General features: G+C 34.7%; 15 protein-coding genes. 5 read left to right on the top strand and 10 right to left on the bottom strand.

Features of this window, described 5'->3' with window-relative positions; genetic code table 11:
- Positions 1-5: 5 nt before the first annotated feature.
- The 9 genes from H4J56_RS11960 to H4J56_RS11920 form a co-directional block, all read right to left on the bottom strand.
- A complete protein-coding gene (locus H4J56_RS11960; protein WP_182259379.1) occupies positions 6-1,514 on the bottom strand; it encodes a lipopolysaccharide biosynthesis protein in 1,509 nt (502 codons plus the stop codon).
- Positions 1,515-2,627 (bottom strand): GNAT family N-acetyltransferase, encoded by a 1,113-nt coding sequence (locus tag H4J56_RS11955; protein WP_182259378.1) that lies wholly within the window; start codon positions 2,625-2,627, stop codon positions 1,515-1,517.
- 43 nt (positions 2,628-2,670) lie between these two features.
- On the bottom strand, positions 2,671-3,642 hold the full coding sequence (locus tag H4J56_RS11950; protein ID WP_182259377.1) for a polysaccharide deacetylase family protein: 972 nt from the start codon (positions 3,640-3,642) through the stop codon (positions 2,671-2,673).
- 31 nt (positions 3,643-3,673) lie between these two features.
- Positions 3,674-5,020, bottom strand: coding sequence for a phenylacetate--CoA ligase family protein (locus tag H4J56_RS11945; RefSeq protein ID WP_182259376.1), 1,347 nt, complete (start codon positions 5,018-5,020; stop codon positions 3,674-3,676).
- 3 nt (positions 5,021-5,023) lie between these two features.
- Positions 5,024-6,085: a glycosyltransferase gene (locus H4J56_RS11940; protein WP_182259375.1), complete on the bottom strand. Its 1,062-nt coding sequence runs from the start codon at positions 6,083-6,085 to the stop codon at positions 5,024-5,026.
- A gap of 74 nt (positions 6,086-6,159) precedes the next feature.
- Positions 6,160-7,119, bottom strand: coding sequence for a glycosyltransferase family 2 protein (locus H4J56_RS11935; RefSeq protein WP_182259374.1), 960 nt, complete (start codon positions 7,117-7,119; stop codon positions 6,160-6,162).
- Entirely contained in the window at positions 7,116-8,216 is a 1,101-nt protein-coding gene (locus tag H4J56_RS11930) for a glycosyltransferase (RefSeq protein ID WP_182259373.1), read from the bottom strand. Before H4J56_RS11930 ends, H4J56_RS11935 begins: the two co-directional genes overlap by 4 nt.
- A gap of 148 nt (positions 8,217-8,364) precedes the next feature.
- Positions 8,365-9,513 carry a glycosyltransferase gene (locus H4J56_RS11925; protein WP_182259372.1) on the bottom strand — a complete coding sequence of 383 codons (1,149 nt, stop codon included), beginning with the start codon at positions 9,511-9,513 and terminating at the stop codon, positions 8,365-8,367.
- A 2-nt stretch (positions 9,514-9,515) separates the two neighbouring features.
- On the bottom strand, positions 9,516-10,919 hold the full coding sequence (locus tag H4J56_RS11920; protein WP_182259371.1) for a TIGR03013 family XrtA/PEP-CTERM system glycosyltransferase: 1,404 nt from the start codon (positions 10,917-10,919) through the stop codon (positions 9,516-9,518).
- A 212-nt stretch (positions 10,920-11,131) separates the two neighbouring features.
- Here H4J56_RS11920 and H4J56_RS11915 point away from each other — a divergent pair, with 212 nt between their 5' ends.
- The 5 genes from H4J56_RS11915 (at position 11,132) to H4J56_RS11895 (ending at position 16,983) form a co-directional block, all read left to right on the top strand.
- Positions 11,132-11,767: an XrtA/PEP-CTERM system exopolysaccharide export protein gene (locus tag H4J56_RS11915; RefSeq protein WP_182259370.1), complete on the top strand. Its 636-nt coding sequence runs from the start codon at positions 11,132-11,134 to the stop codon at positions 11,765-11,767.
- A 61-nt stretch (positions 11,768-11,828) separates the two neighbouring features.
- Positions 11,829-13,427: an XrtA system polysaccharide chain length determinant gene (locus tag H4J56_RS11910; protein ID WP_182259369.1), complete on the top strand. Its 1,599-nt coding sequence runs from the start codon at positions 11,829-11,831 to the stop codon at positions 13,425-13,427.
- Entirely contained in the window at positions 13,424-14,296 is an 873-nt protein-coding gene (locus H4J56_RS11905; protein ID WP_182259368.1) for an XrtA-associated tyrosine autokinase, read from the top strand. The genes H4J56_RS11910 and H4J56_RS11905 overlap by 4 nt, the downstream gene beginning before the upstream one ends.
- Positions 14,262-15,860 carry a TIGR03016 family PEP-CTERM system-associated outer membrane protein gene (locus H4J56_RS11900; protein ID WP_182259367.1) on the top strand — a complete coding sequence of 533 codons (1,599 nt, stop codon included), beginning with the start codon at positions 14,262-14,264 and terminating at the stop codon, positions 15,858-15,860. Before H4J56_RS11905 ends, H4J56_RS11900 begins: the two co-directional genes overlap by 35 nt.
- Positions 15,861-15,864: 4 nt before the next feature.
- On the top strand, positions 15,865-16,983 hold the full coding sequence (locus tag H4J56_RS11895; RefSeq protein ID WP_182259366.1) for an XrtA/PEP-CTERM system-associated ATPase: 1,119 nt from the start codon (positions 15,865-15,867) through the stop codon (positions 16,981-16,983).
- 58 nt (positions 16,984-17,041) lie between these two features.
- Here the strand turns inward: H4J56_RS11895 and prsR are convergent, their stop codons facing one another.
- Positions 17,042-18,394, bottom strand: a complete 1,353-nt coding sequence (gene prsR, locus H4J56_RS11890) for a PEP-CTERM-box response regulator transcription factor (protein ID WP_182259365.1) — start codon at positions 18,392-18,394, stop codon at positions 17,042-17,044.
- Between the last annotated feature and the right edge of the window lie 347 nt (positions 18,395-18,741).

Raw genomic sequence — 18,741 nt, 5'->3', positions numbered from 1 at the left:
ATTAGTTATTTAAACTTTTCTTGAATAAAATTATATATTTTTCTTTTTTCATATGCATCAAAAAGTAAAAATGTCCCTAGCATTATTAGAACAAAAATTAGAACCGAAGGAACAATTAATTGCGACCAAGAAGTAATTTGAAATTTATACGATTCTAACAGGACAATAATCACTGCACTGTATAGTAAAAATATAAAAGCCCTTAGGAAAGTTGGTGCTAATATAATTTTTATAAAGCGATGTAATATAATGGGTAATGCAATCAATCTTATAACTGCCACAGAAGCTGAAAATGCAAGAGCAGCTCCCAAGGCTCCGTACAAGGGAATTAATATAAATGCTAACCCTATTGCTATAGTTGTATCAAGAATAGATAAATAGGCAGTGTATTTGTGCTTTTTGATGGTCATTAAATAACTATTAAAGGGATTGCAACTTAATATGGCTAAGCGACCTAAGGATAATATTATCAAACTTTGATAAGCAATAGAGTGATCTATTGTTCCTTTTACCCATATAATCAAGAAACTCTCTCCTAATGTATAAAAACCAGTAAAAATCAATGCAAACACAATTAGATATAATTTAAAGAAGAATATAAGGGTTTCATTTAGTTTTTTCAATTCTCCCTGTGCATAATACTTGGTAAAAATTGGGCCTGTTATTCCTAGAGCTTGAGTAGCTATTTGACATGCATAATCTGTCAACCTAACAGCAACATAATATACCGTTACGGCTGACGTCGAAAGGTATGCAGCAATGAACCAAATATCCATTTTTGATTTTAAAATATTAGTTAAATCAACAATAAATGTCCATTTACTAAAATGAAATATTTCTTGGATATCTTTTTTATAAATATGATTTTTACTTATTTCTAAATGTGAAAATAATGAAACTGAATAATAGATGAAAAAACCTGTCGTACAAACATTAGTTAACAATACAATTACGGCTAGTGACACAACTCCGTAACCGGTAGATATATAAAAATATATAGCTATTGCACTGAATATATTCCCTAAAGTCCTAACCGCCGCAATAGTATCAAATCTCATATATGCATTTATAATTCCAGGAAATGCTTTAGACGGGAACTCCAGTCCCAATGATAATCCCGAGATTATAAATAATACCTGAACAGTTCTTAATTCCTTCGCATTTTCGACCAAAGTAGGTGCAATATAAAACACTGCAAATATTATAATTATAAAAATAATGACTGCTAGTAGACTGTAAATAAGTAGAGCGGTATTAATAATATTATTAGCTAGATCATATTCTTTTCTGTATATATGTTTTGCAACATAACGTGTTACCGCTTGAGTCAAGCCTAAGTCTAAAATATAATATGAAGAGATTACGCTACCGACTAATACCCACAACGCATAATCAGCACTTCCTAAATTAGTAATTAGAAATGGAAGCATCCAAAACCCGATACCAATATTAATTAGTGTTTGAAGGACCCTTGCAGACGCGCCTCTAACAAGTAAATTTGAATCTTTTGGCATTTAAGTTTTTCTCTTAAGGAATTTTTTAATTTTAAATTTTATAAAAATGATTGGCGTCATAATTAAAAACAAAATTTTGCTATTAGTGCTTAATGGTAAGACTATTGTAGTTAGACTTTTTTTATTCCCTTTAAACCTATCTTTATAAAATGTTTTTTTCCCACCCCCTGCTAATAAATCATATTCATTTATAGAGTCCTTATTAAAGGCACTTTCTATTGCGTATCCTAACATAAGGGTGCCCATTGATATTTTTGAGTCATAGCCTAGTTCAAATCCTAATTGGATATTATAACAAACTCCTTCAACCTCAATATCGTAACATACAGCCTTTGCTTCCCCCTCTTCTAGGAGAGAGAGTGATCTTAAAAATCCTAATTTATTGAAGTGCGAAGATATATTTTTGTGGAATGTAAGTGAATGCACAGCGAAACACTTTTTACTCCATCTTTTTACATGCATATCATTCAGTAAAGTAAAAAAATCATCTATGGCCACGTCGTTTTCCAGTGATAACACTTGTACTGAATTCAATAGTTTTCTCCGATTAAATAATTTCAATCGTGTATTTTTTCCCAGTATAGTTAAATAAGATTCGAACGATTTTACAGTCTCTATTTGAATACTTTCACAGAAATACTGTTTTCGAATTTTATAATTTTTATTTAGCCATTTGGAACTTTCGCTTGCTTGTAGCATATCTGAGAAGACGCATTCATCAATGTTGCTTTTTTTTAAGTAATCAAATATTAACTGAAGTAATACTGAAGAGTCATTTTTAGGTAAAATGAAATCTAAATACTCTGATCTTATAGAATCATCATTGGCTAAATAATTACCAATAAACTCACATCTTATTGTTTTTAAATTAAATATATTTTTGAATTCGTACGTATAACAAGGTGCGAGACCGATTAAATGTTCATTTTGGTAAAGACCCAATAATAATAAGTCGAGATTTAATCTCGGTTGCCAAATCTCCCACCACGTATTCTGCCAGATCCAACTGGAAAATAAAGGGTTTGCATCTGAGGACTGTAAACATAACTTCCAAGAATCCTTTAATGTAGACAAGTCTTTAACATTCATTTTACGTATTTCAAATTTTTTCATGTTATGAATTCATTGTCCTAGACTCTAGATTTCTTATATTTTATTAAAGTAATTTAAATGCGAGAACTTCTGTCTTTTCTCTTGATGATATTCTTCCAACCCTGTACGGGTCCGAATATAAACTTTTCTCTTCGCATGCCATTAATCCATATTTATAGCCACATTCTTTAACATATTTTATAACGTTATTATTAATATCAGCAGGCATACCATTTGGGTAACAAATCCCCTGGATTCTTTTATTTAGAGTGGTTTCTAACAGCCTTTTTGACTTTTCTAATTCAAACTTCAAAACCGAATTCTCTAGTTTAGATAACACTGGATGAGTTACCGTATGACTTCCAATATCTAAGCCGTCTTTTGACATTTCTTTCAGTTGATCAAAATTTACAGCACGAAATGGGATTGGAGGAGTTTTCGGTAACTTAACACGTAAAGCTTCTTCTAATGCGGTTAAAAATATGTCCCGCTTGATAGTATTGAGTTTTAAGCAATAATCGCCAAACATATGCCAATTATTTAAAATCTTCACATAACTTAACTCTATATCTCCAAAAGGCTCTATATTGATTTGACTTTCCTGTGAATTTTCGAGGAGTGATTTTATTTTATCAGGCCAAAGCCAGCACTTGTTCGCTGAAAAATCGGTCGTTATATATAAAGTAACGGGAATGGAATGTTTTTTTATTATTGGCCAGGCTACATCATAGAAATCTTCATAACCATCATCAAAAGTGATAGATATTGCTTTCTTATATATATCACATGAATTCTCGAGAACTAGCAATTTATCTATAGGTAATATAGTAAAGTTTTTTTTGATAAAAATTATTTGTTTTTCAAATTCATCTTTTGAAATGCTCGAAATACCATTTATGTTACACACACGGTGATACATTAGAATCTTGGGATAACCGAATTTTCTAATAAATACTCTGTACAATCCGGTTGTATTAAGTATGTTATAAATAATCAGCTTCAATATACCTTTGGCTTTATTTAATATCCCAATCATTTAATATGGTCCAAACATATGCGGCTTAAAACTAATTAATTTCGCAAATCGAAAAGCGATACTTTCCTGATTTTTCTTGCGGAATTGAATTAACGTCAGTTATAACATATTTAACCTCCTCGCCAAACACGACAGTGAACTCTTCTATCAGTCGCTTATCTGTTTCAACAGAGTACTCTAGTGCCTTCACTCTATTAATAATCAATTCATTAATGTTTTTTTGTATTAACTGCATTTGTTCTATACCAGGTATATTTGTCAACGTTCTTTCAATAAGTGAAATCCCCGAAACCAAAGCACCAGAATGAGTTAATAAGAAATCAGCCACACGTCCTTCTAAATGTTCCATCAATGGTAAGCCTCGACCACATTCACATATTCTGTCTGTCGCGATCCCTATATCTCCTACCTGATAACGTATCAGGGGCATACCTTTATTATTAAAATCTGTTAACGTAATTTTCCCGGGCTCACCCATAGGTACAGGTTTACCATTATCATCTAAAAATTCAATATATAAATGCTCAATATTTAAATGCATACCTTGATGTTGTTCACACTCACTCGCTATTAAGCCAACTTCTTCACAACCATAACGATTTGTTACCCTACAGCTAAAAACTTGTTCAATAACTATTCTTTCGTGCTCTAGAAGCATCATAGATGTTGCCACTATTGCTTCTGGTCGTAAGTCGAACTCCTTATTTTTATTTAAATATTGAGCGAAAATAAAAATTGAATGTGCATGACCGAAAACAGCTTTAGGTTTTTCTTCTCGCCATTGTCTAACAAAGTCAGACATTGAACGATCATCTAAGGACATGGTATCTAGAAATATAGTTCTATCTAAACAATGATGCCTAATTTTCTCTTTTATTGTTTTAGGTGTAGGAGGATTCCCCCAAAGTGCAGCTCTTTTAGCTCCTGTTTTCCAACCTGCCCACATATCACTCCTCATTGCGGCGGAGTTTCTATTTTGTTCACATAGGTCATCAAAGTATAAATTTAAAGAAACCCCTGTTGACCCACCTGTTTTGGCATTAATTAATTCATCTATCTTGTACTCATCACTTATAAAAAAGTTTAAATTATTTCTAACATCTATTTTGGTAGTTACCGGTATTTTTTCGATATCTTTGTAAGATTTAATTTCATCCAAATTGATATTATTTTTTTCGAATAAGTTCTTATAATAAGGAGAAAATTTCTCAGCATACATAAGTGTACTTTTCAAATTGTTCCATTGGCTTTTTTTTATGCTTGATAAACTGTTCCACTGGCTTTTTTGCATTTCCCCCAGTACTTTTAACTTTGAACTTTTATCCCATATATCCCAAAGAGGGTAAAAAACGTAGCGAGAAATTTTTTCCATAATCATTATTTAGTATTCCTTCAATAACTTTTTATAAATTTTTATTGTTGAATCGATCATATTGTCAATTGTAAATTCAGCTAGTATTTTATTTCGACCACTCTCTCCCATTTTTTTTGAAAGCTCTTTGTTCTTTAAAATTTTTATTATCAAACTAGAGAGCTGTTCAACATTTCCAACAGGATATAGATAACCCTGTTCATCGTCTGTTATCAGTTCGGGGTTTCCTCCGACAGCAGAGCATATAACAGGTTTTTTATGTATCATATATTCCATTATACCATTTGATAGCCCTTCAGATTCAGAGCATAAAATAGCTATATGAAATTTTGAAATATAGTGACTAACGTTTTCTTGTGCTCCAACAAAATACACATATTCATCAACTCCGTATTCTTTTGCAAGTTGTTTAAGCTTGGTAGAGTCACCCCCGCCGACTATAACGCCAGAAGCCGTTGGCATTTCAATCTTTACTAAACTTAATGCTTTAATGAAGTCTTCAATTCTTTTTATTGTTCTTATATTAGCCACTAAACCTATCTGATTTTCAATCAATTCATCATTATTCTCAGGTATCTTCGAAGCAGGCATCCCATTGTAAACCACGTGAACTTTGTCTGAAGGGATACCTTCATTGTCTACAGTTATATTTTTAACTGCATTACAATTACATATACAACCTTGAAGGAATTTAGCATTCCATCTTAAAATTCGTAATAGCTTTAAGTTATACCAATACCCCATATCTCTGCGAGAGGTAATGACTTTAATACCTAAACTCCATAAAATAAATGGGGCTAAAATTGAAGCATCATTAAAATATATGTGTACTAATTTATACTTATTTCGGCGACAATATAGTGCAAATAAAAAAATCTTAAATATTGAGTTCACACTGAACATTTTAAAAATATTTAGTTTTTTTATTTTGCAAGGAAATTTACCATCATCAATATAATCACTTGTTTTAAAAACAGCTAATTCAGTTTCAATATTTCTTTTATTTAACCCCTGAATTAAGGCGAATACCTGCCCCTCAGTACCTGCATATGGATCTTTAAAATGATCCATTAAGAACATGACCTTATTCATTGTACTCCGGTGATATTATCTAAAATTGATTAAAAATATTACTTAATATAATGCTAATTATTGTTTAACCTAATGTGCTTTTTCAAAATATCATTAAATTCCAACAGTAATCCGGATAATCGACCACTAATAAAAAATAGAGCGACTAAATAACCAACGGGAATGTTTAACCATTTAATATGATGGTGGTATTTAAGTCTATTGATTAATATTATTAATGGACCAAAAAATAGCCCTAACACACCAAAAGCTGTGAATAACTTCACATCACTAATCACACCTATAAAAGTCGTCATAATTGCTAAAAGCCAAGCGTAGGTTACCAAAACCAACTTATCCCCAAAATAGCCATGGGCTTTAATTTGAGTTTTACCATGCCATTTTTGTTTAACGAAGACTGCTGCTAATGTTTTTGGATAACCCCAATGAACAATATAGTTGTTACTATCAAGTACACATTTAAAGTTGGCTAGTACCACTTGCTTGGATAAATGATCATCCTCAGCACTTGTAAGCTGCTCATTAAACCCACCAATCTGTTTAAACAAAGATGAACGAATTGAAAAGTTCCCCCCTGGCAGTTTACCTTTATTATCAAGGCTTGATTTTAAGCTTGTAGGATTCCAGCTTGTTACAATACTGTTATCTTCTAATGGGGCAATATGTTGGCCACCGTAAGCGCCAACGCTAGTATCTTGATACGCTTTATTTATTAATTCAAGCCATTGTCCATTCACTTCACAGTCACCATCAACAAAAGCAAATATTTCATATTGAGCTAAAGCTGCGCCATCATTTCTGACTTTAGATGGTGTTTTGGCAATTGTTCGAATCACATTGACATCAAAAGTAGAAGCAATTTCATTGGTATTATCACTTGAGTGATTATCTACCACGATGATTTCAGTTTTTCCAGAATAATTTACACAGCAATTTTGAATGGAACTTAAGCTTTTCGCAATATAGGATCCCTCATTATGTGCAGGTACAATAATGCTAATCGATATTTTCATGAGCTTAACGCCTCATGATAAACACCTAAGTAACTATTATTCATAATCTTAGATGTATAAGAAACCATAAATCGTTGTTGGTTTTCTAAAGCAATTTTTTCTCGATCCTCTGGGCATTGTGCTGCCATTTTAATTATGGCTTGTGCCAAAGGTTCTACTTGTTGCGGCGGCACTAGATAATCACTATCACCAAGTAAAGATGGAATACCACCAACACGTGTTGCAATAATAGGTAACTTGTCACGCATAGCTTCTAATAAAGTTATTGGCAAGCCTTCGGTAGTAGATGACATTACTAGCGCATCAAAACTATCAAAGTATTGCGCAGGTTGCTCGATAAAACCGGCCAAATTAACCACATCAGTTAACTCTAACCATTTAATTTGTTTATCTAATTCGGACTTTAATGGTCCTTCACCCATAATCGTTAACGATAGACTATTACCTTTTTTAATAGCTAAGGCGACAGCGTCAATAAGTAAAGAAAAATCTTTTTCACGCACTATACGTCCGATAGCCAATAAATTTAATGACGCTTGGTGATTATGCTGAAAATCAATTTTAACCGTTTTATCCTCATTAATACCATTAGGGATAACTTTAACTTTTGCAGAAGATTTGTGCTTAAACGACGGAATATTTTTCATTGATGGGCTAACTAAACAAATAATATCTGCCATTTTCAAAGCAAGTTTATCTAACCATTGATAGATAGACATTGCTGAATATTTTTTCGCAAATACATAACCATGCACGGTTGTCACAAAAGGTATTTGTCTAATTGGTCTAGGAAATATAGCAAACAGAATATTAAACTTGTACCCATGGGAATGAAGAATATCAACATCATTTTGTTGTGAAAACTTTAAAATCCCCCAAGCTCCTGAAAAATTTAGACCTGCAGACATTCGCCATTTTATTACGGTGATTTTCCTGCTTTCAGCTACTATTTCTAAAGGCTTATCTGCTTCATTGGGCAATCCACAAGAGAGTATTATGGGTTCTAGTCCTTGCTTAATTTGCTCTTCAGCCAACGCAAGTAACATTTGCTCTGCGCCATATAAACCGCCGCTATCAATAAGATGAAGAACTTTCATGTGTTGTTATTATTTTCCATTTTAAATATATTTTTACTTTTTACTAGAGATTCCGTATTAAGTAACTTACGGAATGACGAAAAATATTATTGTTATAAACTACCTGTATTAACTTTCACATCTAAAAAATTAGTAGTTCGACACAGCGTTAACCTTGTCTTGGCTTCCAAATCACTATTTTTTCGCCTTTGATAAACTTATATGAAGCAATAGCTGCCGCGAAGTTTATTAAACAAAAATAATGAGCAAGGCCAATCCATTTATTGGTTTGCTCATTATTGTTATGCCCTAGCCAAGCTGATAGGTAAAATGCTAATTGAGCAAATAGCGCTAAATTAAATATTGCATGCTGTCCTAATAAAACAACATTAGTAATAAATGTAATTACTAAGGGAATAAAGGCTAAATACCTAAGCACCTTATGGCTGAATAGTTGCAACGAAAACAAGCCAAATTTAAACGGGTTTAACAGCATTCGCATATCAAACAACGCCCACAAGGCTCTTAGTGATACTCTTACTCGCATTCTAAATTCAGCGCCGTCATCAGTTAACGACTCTTCTTTTAATATAGCTAAAGGTTGATATACCACTCTTTTCCTTTGCTCTACAACTTTTAATGGTTGGACAAAGTCTGGCAATTGATCAGCCCTTAACTCGGTATATAATTCAGCACGAATCGCGTCAACGCCACCATCTACACCTACTACAGAACCTATATCGCTTTCTAATGAGCGCATATAGTTTTCATATTTCATATAAGCGCTACAACCATCACCTACCATTGAGTCATCGCTATTAACATAAACCATTTTACCGGTTACATAACCTACTTCGGGATCAGTAAAAGTTTGTGCTATTTCAGTGAGAACGTTTTTGTCATAAATACTATTTGCATCAGAAAATACAATCAATTCACTTTTTAGCTCGGTTTTAATCACTTGATACGCAAGATTAAGTCCCGACGTTTTTCCTTTACGTGGTACTTGCCTAATAAGCTGAACGTTTTTATATTTTTGTTGAAATGTTGTTACTATTTCATCGGTTGCATCTTCAGATTCATCAGAAACTACAATAATATTTATTTTGTCAGCTGGATAGCCTTGATCTAATTTATTTTGAATGGTCTCAGCAATAACGTCTTCTTCGTTAAATGCCGGAATAATAACCGTTATAGATGGATAAAAATCTAATGGTGTTTTGCTAATTTTGTTCTTCGGTAAAATATTAAGTAATAAAGGGTAACCTAGATATATATAGGTAAGAATAAGTATCGCCCCCCAAAATAGTATTTCCATCTTTATCTTCCTTTACCAAACAATACAATTTCAACCGTTCGAATTAGAATCAATAAATCCAACATAAAACTACGATGCTTAATGTAATACAAATCGTATTTTAATTTCTCTAAGGAGTCTTCTTCAGTCGAACCATAGGGATATTTCAATTGTGCCCACCCAGTTAAGCCTGGCTTCACGTTGTGACGTTCGTTGTAGTAAGGCAAGTTTTTAATTAACTGCTGAACAAATTCAGGACGTTCAGGACGAGGACCAACAAAGCCCATATCACCACGTATTACATTGAGTATTTGTGGTAATTCGTCGACACGGTATTTACGAATGAATTTACCAATACTCGTGGTACGATCATCATTTTCAGAGGCCATTTGAGCACCATTTTTCTCCGCATCGATTCGCATACTTCTAAATTTATAAATATTGAACGCTTGTCCATCAAGACCAACACGCTCTTGAAGATAAAAAATAGGGGCTTTCATGCCTTCATCGAATTTTATAAGAATGGCTGTTATTAGCATAACTGGCCAAGTAACTAACGTTAAAGCAACAGCAATAGCAGCGTTAAAAACCCAATCTAAGCTATTGCGTAAATGGTTGCCTGAAGCAAAGCCATTTGAATAGATTACCCAGCTTGGATAAATAAGGTTTACCGCTATTTGACCGGTTTCACGCTCGATAAAATCGAGTATCTCAGTAATTTCTACGCCGCGTATCTTACAAGCAAAAAGTTCATCAACCGGTAAATTATCACGACGTTCATCACTAGCAACAACAATTTCGTCGATACCATGCTCTAGTGCATAATTAACCAGAGAACCTTCTAATGCAATACGATTTTCATTAACTATGCCTGTTTCGGTGTCACCTGGCATAATAACAAAGCCGTGCATATAAAACCCTTGCCTGTCGACATCTCGGCGCATACGTTTTTCGATAATAGATGCTCGGTCACCTGCGCCAAGCACTAATACCACTCTTTTACTGAAACCAAAAAAGTCAACTTGCAGGGTAAAATAACGAAAAGCACTATCAATAATAAGACTAAATAATGCTGCAATTGCCAGTAATTCAATTTTTAAAGCGTGTTGACCATATAGGGGATTAATTAAGGTGACGATAAAGAAGCCAATCGCCACTGAAACAAGCAAACGCCTGACAATACCCCGGTAATTTTCACGCAGCTTCGAGTTATATAGACCTAGAGCTAATAACGATAGTTGTATCATTAGGGCGAAAAAAATCGCACAAATAGCCAATAAATTAGTAGGTATATTTTGATGCTCGACAAATAAAAACAAGCTATTTAAATAGACGGTAAGTAATAATGAACCAACAAAAAACATCAGTTCAATAATAACTAAGGATTTACTACCCGAAGATAGATCTCGAAACTTTGGGCTAGACATATGAATTAATTATTCCCTTTATTATTAACAGATTCAACTTGCTCATTTATAATTCTTAGTAAAAACATCTAATACAGAAGCGCGTAAGATAATAGCAATAATAATAAGTTTTTTACACCTATTAAATGTTGTGCAACCTTTGTAAAAATCACATACAATCAGATAGCTTAGTATAAATTTAATAAATTCGATGTATAAAGAAGGTTATAACCATGGAAAAGAATATGCTCGGTCAACTAAAAACGGCAATACTACTAATTATAGCTTATGTTATTTCAGGTTGTAGTACATTAACTTTACCACAAGCAACCATTCACCAATCGAATACGGTTGATGTTAGCTCTTATAAATATTTAATTGGTGCCGGTGATGTTGTTAATATTTTTGTTTGGCGTAACCCTGAAGTTTCAGGCACATTTGTTGTGCGTCCAGACGGAATGATTACCACCTCTTTAGTTGAAGATATACCTGTATCAGGCAAAACACCTACCGAACTTGCTCGAACTATTGAAGAAATTCTAGCAACTTACCTGAGAGAACCCGTAGTTACCGTAACCGTAAATAATTTTGTTGGCCCATTTAGTGAGCAGATACGTGTTATTGGTGAAGCCGCAGAGCCCAAGTCAATCAATTATATTCAACAAATGACGTTACTCGACGTAATGATTCAGGTCGGTGGCTTAACTGAATTTGCTGATGGTAATGATGCTATTTTAGTAAGAGTGGAAAATGGCAAACAAAAACAATATGAAATTTATATTGAAGACTTAATTAAGAATGGCGAAATAGCGGCTAACGTTGACGTTTTGCCAGGTGATATAATTGTTATCCCTGAAACTTGGTTTTAGTTTTAGTTAAATAAAAAGACAATCGCCTATTTTATTAATTGCCTGTATTTAGAGGTCAGGAATGCAAGAAATACTTGAACAAATTTTAGATTATTTAAAAGGTATGTGGATAAAACGCCGCTATCTTATGATTGCTACATGGCTTATTTGCCCTTTAGGTTGGTTTGCCGTTTCACAGCTACAAGATAGTTATGAATCAGAAGCGAGGGTATTTGCAGATACTCAATCTATTTTAGGCCCTTTGTTAAAAGGGATGACGGTTGAGTCGAATCCTGATGAACAAATCAGCTTAATGGTAAAAACATTGCTCAATCGCCTAAATTTAGAGCGTATTGCACGCATGACCGATCTAGATGTTCAAGCTAATACCCCACAAGAATTTAATAACTTAATAGAACGATTAACGAAGGATATTTCAATTAAAAAGACTGGCGGTAAAAACCAAAACATTTTCAACATCACGTTCTCTGATAAAGACCCAGTAATGGCACGCGATGTTGTGCAAGCGGTTATTACTGTGTTTATTGAAACAACTCGCGGTGAGAATCGTCGGGATTCTGATTCTGCCCAAAAATTTCTTGATAGCCAAATTAATGAATACGAAAATCGCTTGTTAAAAGACGAAGCAAGGTTAACTAATTTTAAACAGAAATACAGTGAAGTTTTGCCTAACCAGTACGGTGGATATTACCAAAAGCTAAATAACTCAAAAGAACAATTAAAAACTATTGAACTGATTTTACTAGAAACAAAAACACAATTAGCTGGCTCAAAAGCTAAATTGACACAATCTTCAACCTCAGAATCTAATCAACAAAATAATATTGTTGATTCGAACAGCATAAAAACGACTTTTGATGACCGTATTGCTGAGTTAGAAGGACAGTTAGATTCACTACAGCTTAGATATACCGAGCAACACCCTGATGTGAAAGAAGTTCAACGTCGCCTTGAGCATTTATCAATGAAAAGAGATGATGAAATTGAACAGTATTTAACGAGCAGTAATGAGGCAGGTAATGACTACACTCCAATAAGTCAGAACCCGGTAATTCAAGATATTCAAATTCAAGTGAACCAGCTTGAAGGACAAGTTGCTTCTATGGAAGTAAGAGCTAATGATTACAGAAATACTGTCAGAGAGCTTGAAAACAAAATTCATACATTACCTGAAATCGAAGCAGAATTAGTGGCGCTTAATCGCGGCTACAATATTACTAAAAAACAATATGAAGACTTGCTTGAACGTAAAGAGAAAGCACAGATAGGTCAGTCTGCTAACGAAACGACCAGTAAAATAAATTTCAAAGTGATTGATCCTCCTCGTGCACCTTTAAAACCCGCAGGTCCTAAAAGGTATCTATTTTATGTAGTTGTTACCTTTTTAGGGGTAGGTATTGGATTGGGACTTTCCTTTTTATTCAGCCAATTTAACCCTGTTGTAACTTCGAGCAGCCAAGTAGCTAGGGCAACGGGCATTCCTATTTTTGGTATTGTTTCGGCTACTGAAAACATAGGTCTACAACGTAAAGATAAACGCAAAACGATATTGTTCTTTGTCTCTAACAGCTTATTAATTTTAATATTATGCTTTTTTATCGCTTATTCGTTATTTCCGGATGCAATACAAGCGCCAATACATAGGATTTTTAATTTATGAGCACCATAGAAAAAGCACTCGCTAAACAAAAGATGACTCAACAAGACAAAACACCGATTGTTACTGAAAATGTAACGATTGATAAACCAACTAAAGCCGTTGAAAGCTCGACAGCTTCAGTAAATTATGAAAATAATGATGTTTTAGTGCTTAATAAAAATGACCTTGAAAGTCGTGGTTTCTTAATAGATAACGGTACCAGAAAAAGTATTAAAGATGAGTTTCGTCAAATTAAACGTAAGCTCTTAAACAATGCCTTTGGCTCAGGCTCTAAAACGCTTAAAAACAGTAATTTGGTTATGATTAGTAGCTCTAAGCCCAATGAAGGCAAAACTTTTATTTCAATCAACCTTGCGCTAAGTATCGCCTTAGAACAAGATAAAACAGTATTGCTAATTGATGCAGATGTTCTGCGCCCAAGCATAAATCGAGAATTAGGCTTTAAGCAAGTCCCTGGCTTGATTGAATACTTATTGGGCGATAAGCACGATATTTCGGAAATAATTTATAGTACAAATATTGATAAGCTTAAAATAATACCTGCAGGTGAACCTCATCATCTTTCTAATGAATTGCTCGCCAGTGACCGTATGGATTCTTTAGCTAAAGAACTCGCAGAACGCTACCCGGACCGTATTGTAATATTTGACTGCCCACCGTTAATTGGCGTTACAGAAACGATGGTCTTAGCCAACTTAATGGGCCAAGCGCTGGTAGTCGTTGAAGAATCAAAAACGCTCTTAGCAGATATTGAAAAAGCGACAGAAAATCTCAACGAAGATTTAGCACTGGGTTTAGTACTAAACAAAGCAATCAGATCTCACAAGGATATGTATGGCTATTATGGTTATGGATACGGCACTAAATAAGACAGTATTAGCTGCAGCAATCTTTGCCATTTTATCTGCAAATACTTTCGCAGGAGAATGGCTGTTTACACCGCAGTTGATTATTGAAGAAACCTATACTGATAATGTTAATTTATCTGTTAACGACGCAACATCAAGTTTAGTTAGTCAAACAGGTGTTGGATTAAGTACACTGTTTTCATCAAAAAAATTAGATTTTACCTTTGACGCAAAAAGTTTTTATGCAATGTACACCCATGATCATGATACCGATGATGACTATCATACATTGGACAGTTCTTTTCACTTAAAGTTAGGTCCTAAAGGACTTGCTTTAATCGGTAGTGCTGCAATATCAAACCAAGCACGTAATAATTCCAGTAATGCGCTTGCCGATATTGTTTCTGGTGACACCATTAGAGTTGAAAATTATTCTGGTGGTTTTCAGTACACGATCAATAATAGTGCTTTTGTTGTTAGTTCTGGTATTCAATACCAAACAACTAAATCACAAGACGGTATAGGTGAACGAGAAGGCTATGCGGTACAGTTTTTGAGTGAAAATGGCTCTGCTGCTCGAAATGTATATTGGGATGCGTCATCTGAATATTCTGATGCGACTAATCAAGGCAGAGACGGACAGTTATTCAAAGGCGAAGTTAAAATCGGTTTGATTACGGGTTATAAGATAACCCCGTTTATACGATATTATGATGAAACTAATGAAGGTGATCTTGTTAATAATAGTTCATCACTTGAGTCAGACTCTTATGGCGGCGGCTTACGCTGGTTAATAAGCCCTAGGCTCTTATTAGACCTATCTTATAATACACCTACTGGTACTCAGCTAGACCTTGATGGTAAAGAACAACAAGACTATGCTGCGGCCTCAATTCGCTGGGAGCCTAGCCAAAGAACGACCTTAATAATTGATTACGGCCAACGCTTTTACGGAGAAAGTTATGGATTTGACTTTGTACATAAAAACAAGCGTTTAACCAATACAATTACATATGCCGAAGATGTTCAAGCCTTTACCCGTAATAATTATGAAAGTGTTCCCTTAGGTAGCTTTTTGTGTTCACAAGGTGACATAGCTGATTCTTCAACTTGTTTTGTCAATAATAATGATAATATCGATTTTGATAATTATCAGCTAGTCAGCTTAAATGATTTTGTTTTAGTGGAAGATTTGGGCCTTTCATTAAACAAAGAGTTACAGTGGTCTTCAGAATTAGCACTACCGCGAACCACTTTCAGCGTTGAGCTATCAAAATTGACCCGCGAAAATTTAAATACCCGTACCCAAGATGAAAATAAAAAGGCATCATTTGCGATTAAACGCAAAGTGAGTGGTAAATCAAATATAAATTTCATGCTTGAATATACTGACACTCACTTTTTACTTGGGCAAGAAAATGGCCGTCAAGACCGCTACCGACGTTATAGTCTTGAATATGACAAATCCTTAAATAGTAAACTGACTGTTAAATTAGGTGTAAACCATCTTAACCGCAGTTCTACGACACAATCATTCAATTATGAGGAAGACAGAATCACCCTCAAATTTAGTAAAGGTTTTTAGCAGTATGTACGAAAATTATTATGGTTTTAAAGAGCGTCCTTTTCAGTTAAGTCCCGACCCACGTTTCTTTTTCGCGTCAAGCAACCACCAAAGAGCAATGTCTTATTTACAATATGGTTTAGACCAAGGTGAAGGTTTTATCGTGGTTACTGGGCCTATAGGCACGGGTAAAACAACAATAGCGCGTAACCTATTAAATAATATTGCTGACGATTCAATTGTTGCCGCTCAACTTGTCACGACTAAGCTCGACCCACAAGAATTACTTGAGCTTGTCGCCTTTGAATTTAAGATTACCGTTAAAGGTAAAAGTAAAGCTGAATTACTACAGTCAATTGAACAGTTTCTTATTGATTTGAATCGCCAAGGTAAGCGCGCTTTGTTGATTGTTGACGAAGCACAAAACCTACCAATAGAAACCGTTGAAGAACTCCGCATGTTATCTAATTTTCAACTGGATAATAAGCCGTTGATACAAAGTTTTCTTCTCGGACAAGAAGAGCTTAAAGATATTATTCAAGCGCCTAATATGGAGCAATTTCGTCAACGTATCATTGCCTCTGCGCATTTAAAGCCACTCACTAGTGACGAAGTTAAAGAATACATTAATCATAGATTGCAGCAAGCAGGTTGTATTAAAGAGGCACTCTTCTCAGATGAAGGCTTTAATGTTATTCATGAAAAAACGTTAGGCGTTCCAAGAAAAATCAATATTTTTGTTGACCGTTTATTATTGTTTGGATTTTTAGAAGAGCTAGCTTGTATTGATGTTGACGCAATTAACGAAGTCGCGTTAGAGATGCAAGTAGAGTTAACCGGTTCACTTCATAAAGTAAAATTAGCTAGTAATGAACCTAGCCAGGCAAGCGCACAGCTGATCGTGAATTCAACTGAGAATGTTGAAAACATGAAAGAAATATTAAGAGAAGTAGAAGAGATATTAGAGTCGTCGATTAAGCAGAAAATTAAAATGGCGCGTTATGTTGATAAACTCCTTAAGCAGAAGAGTCGTTTATATGCTGAAAGTAATATCGATGAAAGTATTGAAGCTAACTCAGAGCTAACAGCAGATACATTTGCCGAGACTAATTCTGAACGAAGTAGTGAAAACGATAAGAGTTAACATCATTAATTAATGGAGAAGATTTTATAACAAAACCTTCTCCATATTTTCACATCATCTAGGTTTCGTTAATTGTTAGGCCATATTTTTCAATTAATGAATACAATGTTGGTCTAGTAACACCCAGTAATTCTGCAGCTTTTGACATATTGCCTTCGGCTAACGCATAAGCTTTTTGAATAGCCAGTGACTCTGCTTTTTCCCGCACCGAACGTAAATTCAAAGACAACTCAAATTCAGTACTCGTATGATCAAAAAAGCCTAAGTCAAAGGCAGTCACTTGTGTGCCAGTCGTCATAATTACCGAACTTTTTACTTTATTTTGTAACTCACGAATATTACCCGGCCATTTATGAGCCTTAATAGCACTTAAACCGTCTTCTGAAAAACTTTTTACATTACGTTTATATTCAAGTGCGTACATCTGTAAAAAATATTGAGCCAGAATTAATACGTCTTCATCTCGGTCACGTAGCGGGGGGATATTTAAGGTTATTTCACTAACGCGGTAAAATAAGTCTTCACGGAAAGTTTTATCTTTAACCATTTGTTCTAAGTTTTGGTTGGTTGCACAAACTACTCGAACATCAACATTAATTTCTTGTCTACCCCCAAGGCGTTCAATCGTTTTTTCTTGTAAGAAGCGTAATAGTTTTGCTTGCAAGCTAAAGGGCATATCACCAATTTCATCAAGAAATAAAGTACCACCTTCTGCACACTCTATTTTGCCTATAGTCGCACGATGAGCACCGGTAAAAGCTCCTTTTTCAAAACCAAATAATTCACTTTCTAATAAGTTTTCAGGGATAGAAGCACAGTTAATGGCAACAAAAGGCTTATTACTTCGCTCACTGGCAATATGCACGGCATTGGCGGTTACTTCTTTACCTGTGCCGCTTTCGCCCAGTAATAAGGCTGTAATTTGTGTTGGCGCAATGCGCTTTACCATCATGCGGAGACGGTCAATAGCTTCACTGTTACCAATAATGCCAATATCACTACCCGCAACTTGACGCATCTTACGGTTTTCTTCTTCAATTGCCGATACACTAAACGCCCGAGCAATAATGACATTGATCACATCAGCATCTATTGGCTTTTGATAAAAGTCGTAGGCACCCGCCGAAATAGCTTTTAACGCATTAGTACGATCATCATTGCCGGTGATCACTATCACCTTAGTATGAGGCGCTATAGTCAAAATTTCCTGTAATGCCACTAAACCTTCAGTGGCATTAGCTTCATCTGGCGGCAAACCTAAATCAAGCGTAACAACTTTGGGTTCAAAGCGACGTACTGCAGCAATAGCACTTTCACGATCTCCAGCTAATACAGCCTCATAATCAGATAAACTCCACTTAAGTTGCTTTTGTATTCCTTTATCATCATCAATGATCAGTAACTTTTCCATACGACTAAAACCCTTTTATTATTTATACGCTTTATTTGAGCGCGTGATCCTGAATTCTTTACGTCGTACTGAATCCATGAACGTCATCATGAAACCACGAATGTCACTCTGAAACCACAAATGTCATCCTGAATTTATTTCAGGATCTTAACCCAGATACTGAAACGAGTTCAGCATGACGGAGGAAAACAACCTTACCTATCGTCATACTGAATCCACTACGTCATCCTGAATTTATTTCAGGATCTTAACCCAGATACTGAAACGAGTTCAGCATGACGGAGGAAAACAACCTTACCTATCGTCATACTGAATCCACTACGTCATCCTGAATTTATTTCAGGATC

It is taken from the genome of Colwellia sp. BRX8-4 (assembly GCF_014077345.1).
In the GTDB taxonomy this organism is placed as follows: domain Bacteria; phylum Pseudomonadota; class Gammaproteobacteria; order Enterobacterales; family Alteromonadaceae; genus Colwellia_A.
Note: the sequence above shows the minus strand (reverse complement) of the source record. Positions and strands in the feature narration are given on the sequence as shown.

Bases quoted from the DNA above. Each gene is read 5' to 3' on its own strand.
- H4J56_RS11960 (WP_182259379.1), bottom strand. From the start codon at position 1,514: ATGCCAAAAGATTCAAATTTACTTGTTAGAGGCGCGTCTGCAAGGGTC.
- H4J56_RS11955 (WP_182259378.1), bottom strand. From the start codon at position 2,627: ATGAAAAAATTTGAAATACGTAAAATGAATGTTAAAGACTTGTCTACA.
- H4J56_RS11950 (WP_182259377.1), bottom strand. From the start codon at position 3,642: ATGATTGGGATATTAAATAAAGCCAAAGGTATATTGAAGCTGATTATT.
- H4J56_RS11945 (WP_182259376.1), bottom strand. From the start codon at position 5,020: ATGATTATGGAAAAAATTTCTCGCTACGTTTTTTACCCTCTTTGGGAT.
- H4J56_RS11940 (WP_182259375.1), bottom strand. From the start codon at position 6,085: ATGGATCATTTTAAAGATCCATATGCAGGTACTGAGGGGCAGGTATTC.
- H4J56_RS11935 (WP_182259374.1), bottom strand. From the start codon at position 7,119: ATGAAAATATCGATTAGCATTATTGTACCTGCACATAATGAGGGATCC.
- H4J56_RS11930 (WP_182259373.1), bottom strand. From the start codon at position 8,216: ATGAAAGTTCTTCATCTTATTGATAGCGGCGGTTTATATGGCGCAGAG.
- H4J56_RS11925 (WP_182259372.1), bottom strand. From the start codon at position 9,513: ATGGAAATACTATTTTGGGGGGCGATACTTATTCTTACCTATATATAT.
- H4J56_RS11920 (WP_182259371.1), bottom strand. From the start codon at position 10,919: ATGTCTAGCCCAAAGTTTCGAGATCTATCTTCGGGTAGTAAATCCTTA.
- H4J56_RS11915 (WP_182259370.1), top strand. From the start codon at position 11,132: ATGGAAAAGAATATGCTCGGTCAACTAAAAACGGCAATACTACTAATT.
- H4J56_RS11910 (WP_182259369.1), top strand. From the start codon at position 11,829: ATGCAAGAAATACTTGAACAAATTTTAGATTATTTAAAAGGTATGTGG.
- H4J56_RS11905 (WP_182259368.1), top strand. From the start codon at position 13,424: ATGAGCACCATAGAAAAAGCACTCGCTAAACAAAAGATGACTCAACAA.
- H4J56_RS11900 (WP_182259367.1), top strand. From the start codon at position 14,262: ATGGCTATTATGGTTATGGATACGGCACTAAATAAGACAGTATTAGCT.
- H4J56_RS11895 (WP_182259366.1), top strand. From the start codon at position 15,865: ATGTACGAAAATTATTATGGTTTTAAAGAGCGTCCTTTTCAGTTAAGT.
- prsR (WP_182259365.1), bottom strand. From the start codon at position 18,394: ATGGAAAAGTTACTGATCATTGATGATGATAAAGGAATACAAAAGCAA.